Origin of the sequence: Streptomyces africanus (assembly GCF_002150735.1) — a bacterium.
Lineage (GTDB): Bacteria > Actinomycetota > Actinomycetes > Streptomycetales > Streptomycetaceae > Streptomyces > Streptomyces africanus.
The window spans coordinates 1-4,327 of sequence record NZ_MUKA01000553.1; the positions used below are offsets into that span (position 1 = coordinate 1).

4 protein-coding genes are annotated in these 4,327 nt (G+C 72.3%); 2 read left to right on the plus strand and 2 right to left on the minus strand.

Annotated features, from left to right (window positions below; all coding sequences use genetic code 11):
• Positions 1–63 precede the first annotated feature (63 nt).
• Together CCL05_RS41920 and CCL05_RS41930 are read right to left on the minus strand one after the other, a co-directional pair.
• Positions 64–1,434, minus strand: a complete 1,371-nt coding sequence (locus tag CCL05_RS41920; RefSeq protein ID WP_086565779.1) for a HEAT repeat domain-containing protein — start codon at positions 1,432–1,434, stop codon at positions 64–66.
• 300 nt (positions 1,435–1,734) lie between these two features.
• The gene (locus tag CCL05_RS41930; protein ID WP_086565781.1) at positions 1,735–2,127 is read right to left on the minus strand and encodes an ankyrin repeat domain-containing protein; all 393 of its coding nucleotides are present in this window, start codon (positions 2,125–2,127) and stop codon (positions 1,735–1,737) included.
• Positions 2,128–2,420: 293 nt separating this feature from the next.
• Between CCL05_RS41930 and CCL05_RS41935 the strand changes: the two genes are divergently transcribed.
• Together CCL05_RS41935 and CCL05_RS41940 are read left to right on the plus strand one after the other, a co-directional pair.
• Positions 2,421–2,615, plus strand: a complete 195-nt coding sequence (locus tag CCL05_RS41935) for a hypothetical protein (RefSeq protein WP_030843336.1) — start codon at positions 2,421–2,423, stop codon at positions 2,613–2,615.
• 37 nt (positions 2,616–2,652) lie between these two features.
• Positions 2,653–4,327: ATP-binding protein (locus CCL05_RS41940; protein ID WP_086565782.1), on the plus strand; the 1,675-nt coding region annotated here is incomplete at its 3' end.

The following is a 4,327-nucleotide window of genomic DNA, read 5'->3' on the forward strand; positions in this document are numbered from 1 at the left end:
GCGGCCTGATTCCGCCCTGGCATCCTTGCACCAAGGGGGTGCCACAAGCTCGCACAGTGGGGGTCACACAGCGGTCTCCTCGGGACCGATCCGGCTGCGTACGGCCGTCTGGACCTCGGCCTCCTCGGCCGGGTCGGCGTGCCGGGCGGCGATCTCCCGGGTGGTCTCCTCGCAGTCCCACAGGCACTCGACGGCGAAGCCGGTGGCGAAGGAGGGGTCGGTGGCGGCGAGGGCGCGGGCGGCCCGGCAGCGCAGCTGGGAGGAGGCGGTCTCGCGGTAGATGTGGCGGAGCACGGGTGCGGCGCAGGCGATGCCGAGCCGTCCGGTGCCGTCGACCAGGGTCCACAGGGTCGGTGCGTCGGGGCCGTCGCCCCGTACGGCTTCGCGCAGTGCCGCGAGGACCAGGTCGCGGTCCTGCGCGCCGCCCCGGCAGGCGAGGACGCGTCCGGCGGCGGCGCCCAGCGCGTCCGGCCGCCGGGCCCAGCCGCGCGCCTGGTTGACGGCGGCGAGCGAGCGCATGCGTTCGAAAGCGTCGACGGCGGCGTCCACGACGACCGTCGAGCCGGTGGCCACGGCGCTCTCGATCAGACCGAGGGCGTCGGGATCGTTGCCGTCGGCGAGATAGCGCAGGGCGGTGCACCGGGCTCCGTCGTCGCCGTCCTTCGCCGCCTGGATGATCTCGGCCCGGTCCTCGGGCCCCGCCACGGCGGTGAGACAGCGGGCGGCCGGGACATGGAGCGCCGCGCCCCGGTCGAGGCCTTGCTGGGCCCATGCGAAGACGGCCTGCACACTCCACCCGGGGCGGGGTCCGGCCGGCCGCATCTGCCGCTGCCAGCGGTCAAAACAGCCCGTCTCGTGGGCGGCACGCACGCGTGTGGCGATGGATTCGCGCGGATCCTCGGCCCACAGCCGCCACGGCCGGGGTTCGAAGGCGTCACGGACGGTCGCGGCCAGCTCGGCGTCGCCCTCCGGGTCGGCCGGGAACCGCGCGAGGACCGGTGCGGCGAGGGCCCGCAGGCCCGCGTCGTCGTCCCTGAGGGCCAGCTCGTCGAGGGCCCAGGCCCAGTTGGAGCCGTGGGCGGCGTACCTGCGCAGCAGTTCGAGCGCGTCCCGCCTGCCGTAGGAGGCGAGATGCCCGAGGACGGCGAGGGCGAGCCCGGTGCGTGACTCGTCGGTGTCGAGGACGTCCTCGGCACCGAAGAGGTGGGCCTCGATCTCGTCCAGTTCGCCGTTCAGGTCGAGGAAGAGCCGGGCGTAGTAGAGGGAGCGGTTCTCCACCTGCCAGTCGTGGCGGGGATCGCGCAGCACGCAGTGGTTCAGTGCCGCGAGCGCCTCGGGACGCGGGGCGGTGAGCGCGTGCAGTGTGCCGTCGCCGCGGCCCCGCTGGAGCAGGCCGAGCAGCGTACCGCTGGGCGCTATGACCGGATCGAACATGGGAAACAGCCTCACATCAAGCGTCGACGCAACCGGGGACGTGTACTACCTGGCCGCGCGACAACACGTCGGAGTGCCCGCCGTTTCCTGCTTGCTGTAGACCATCTTCCTCTGCCTCTCGTCGGTGGCCCTTGCGGACCGGGTCACGGTCCGCGCGGTGCGGCAAGATCTGCCCAGCCATCACGTCCGTGAACCACGTCGTCATGATGACTCGGCAGTTCCATCTGCCGCGACCGAAATTTCGGCGGCCCCGTACCGCCTCCCCCGTTTTCGTCGTCGTTCCAGGTCAGACTGGTCGGCTCAGCGCTCGCCGAACAGTTCGAGCAATTCCGTCCGACCGAACATCCGGGCGGTGTCGACCGCCGAGGGGGTGCCGGCGGACGGGTCGGCGCCGCCCTGCAGAAGGGCCTTGACGACGTCCGTCTCGCCCTTGAAGGCCGCTCCGGCCAGCGGCGTCTGGCCCCGGTCGTTCACCCGGTCGGCCTCGGCGCCGCGGGCGAGCAGCGCGCGGACCGCCTCGGAGTGGCCGTGATAGGCGGCGAGCATCACGAGCGAGTCACCGCGGTCGTTGGTGAGGTTGGCCGGAACACCCGCGTCGACGTACGCCACGAGTGCCTCCGTCTGTCCCCGCCGGGCCAGATCGAAGATCTTGGTCGCCAGCTCCACGACCTCGGGGTCGGGGACTTCGGTCATCGGCCGGACCGCCTCTCACGCGTCTCGTCGGGTGCGTACGCCTGCAGCGGTGCAGCCGTACGAGTGAATCGCCAGAGTACTGGCTCGCGCGGCACATGACCCGATGTGCCCGAGGTAAAGATCACCACAGACCTCGCCGAGCGCAACAGACCGGCGCGACCGGGCCGGGGGCCACTCCGCCAGCCAGGCGGAATAGTCCGTATTTCACCCAGTTGCACCTTTTATCGTATGGATACATCCTGTGAGCCTGGAAGTACTCATGGTGACTGTCCCCGCGAACCAGGAGATCTCAAATGATCCTCTCCATCTCAGGCGTGGTCCTGCTCGGCATCGTCGTCTTCATCTTCTTCCGCAAGGACGGCCTGAAGGCGTCGCACGCGGTGGTGGCGATGCTGTTCGGCTTCTACCTGGCGAGCACGGCCATCGCCCCGAGCATCAAGGCGGGCGGCGAGAGCCTGGCGAGCCTCCTGGGCGGAATCAAGTTCTGACGACCCCGCTCCCCGTACGCACTCCCTGGAGGCAGCAGTGGCCCGGCGCCCCCTCCCTCGCATCCTGAGCAACGGCAGCGCACAGCTCACCCGGAGCCGGGAGCTGGCCCGGACGGCCGCCGACAGCGCCACGGACGTCCTCCACCCGCTGATCACGATCATGCGCGGTCTGCGCCGGCTGGCAGCGGCCGGGCGGCGCAGATGGACCGAGACCCCCAAGGAGAGACGGGGGGCGCTGCTGTTCCTCGTCGCTTCCGTGTTCCTGGTCGTGGCGCTGCTGCCCTACGGACCGCTGTGCGCCGCCGTCACCCTGATGGCGGCCGCGGCCTGGAAGGGCCGGGACCGCACCCCGACGGCGTCCGACGGGCCCGACGAGTCGCAGTCGGAACGCCTCAAGGCGCTCTACGAGGCCCTCGTGCCGTACTTCTCCGCCGCCGAGGACCCCGAGCCGCTGTACGCCCACGGCGGCGCGTGGGACAAGGCCTTCCCCACCTACGCGTTCGACGGCGCCGGCCGGATCTCGCACCTGGTGATCCGCTACCCGGCGTACTTCACCGACGGCGAGGCCGAAGTCCGCACCCGGATCGAGCACCTGCTCGCGGCCAAGTCGGGCCGGGGCCGCGAATACCACTTCACGTGGGACGAGGAGGGCAATCAGTTGACGGTCAGCGTGCTCCTGCCGCTGCCCGTCGACATCGCCGCCCAGCGTTTCGTCACCACCCCCGGCGAGACGGTCCTCGGCTTCACCGACCCCACCGAGGTCCGGCGCACGCTCCCCCTCACCTACGGCGAACAGCGGCGGGACGTGCCCCCGGTCGTCTGGCGCACGGGCCCGCGTTCGACCGAGCCCCATCTGCTCGCTCTCGGCCAGCCCGGCAGCGGCACCTCCACCCTGCTGCGGTCCATCGCCCTCCAGGCCCTCCAGCACGGCGACGTCGTGATCGTCGACGGCGGCGGCACCGGCGAGTACGCCTGCCTGACCGGCCGGGACGGCGTCCTGGCCGTCGAGTGCGGGCTCACCGGCGCACAGGCCAGCCTGGAGTGGGCCGCGACCGAGACCGAGCGCCGCCTCATCGCCGCCAACCGCGCCCACCAGGCGGGCCACCCGCCGCCCGACGACACCAAGCGCCCCCTGTGGATCCTCCTGGACCGCCCGACGGCCTTCACCCACCTGGCCGCCGCCGACGACCGCAAGGACCCCCAGGCCCTCCTCCAGGTGCCCCTGCGGCACGGCCGTCCGGCGAATGTGACGGTGGTGGTGGCCGACCAGCTCGACAGCGTCGACACCCTCAGCGACGCCGTACGGCAGCACACCCGCGCGCGCGTGATCCTCGGCCCGGCGACGGCCGCCCAGGTCGAGTCGGTCCTGGGCGCGCCCCCGCACACCACGCCCGTCGACCAGGTCCCGCCCGGCCGCGGCTACGCCCGCCTGGGCACGGGCCCGGTCCACCGCCTCCAGGTCCCGGCCACGCCCAACCCCTACGACGACGCGACGTCCGACGCCCTCCGCCAGGCGGTGCTGGACCTCCTGCCGCCCCGCACGACACCGGCGGACGGGGAGACGGTGCCCGACCCGGATCCGTCGCAGGGAGAACCGGAGCTGGTCGAGCCTGAGCCGACGGAACCGGAGCCAGTGGAATCCGAGCCGGCACCGGTACTGGCGGAACCGGCAGAGCCGGCAGAACCGGCGGAACCGGCGGAACCGGCGGAAC

What these genes read in the sequence shown, in the direction of transcription:
- CCL05_RS41930 (WP_086565781.1), bottom strand. Translation starts at nt 2,127, where the DNA reads ATGACCGAAGTCCCCGACCCCGAGGTCGTGGAGCTGGCGACCAAGATC.
- CCL05_RS41935 (WP_030843336.1), top strand. Translation starts at nt 2,421, where the DNA reads ATGATCCTCTCCATCTCAGGCGTGGTCCTGCTCGGCATCGTCGTCTTC.
- CCL05_RS41920 (WP_086565779.1), bottom strand. Translation starts at nt 1,434, where the DNA reads ATGTTCGATCCGGTCATAGCGCCCAGCGGTACGCTGCTCGGCCTGCTC.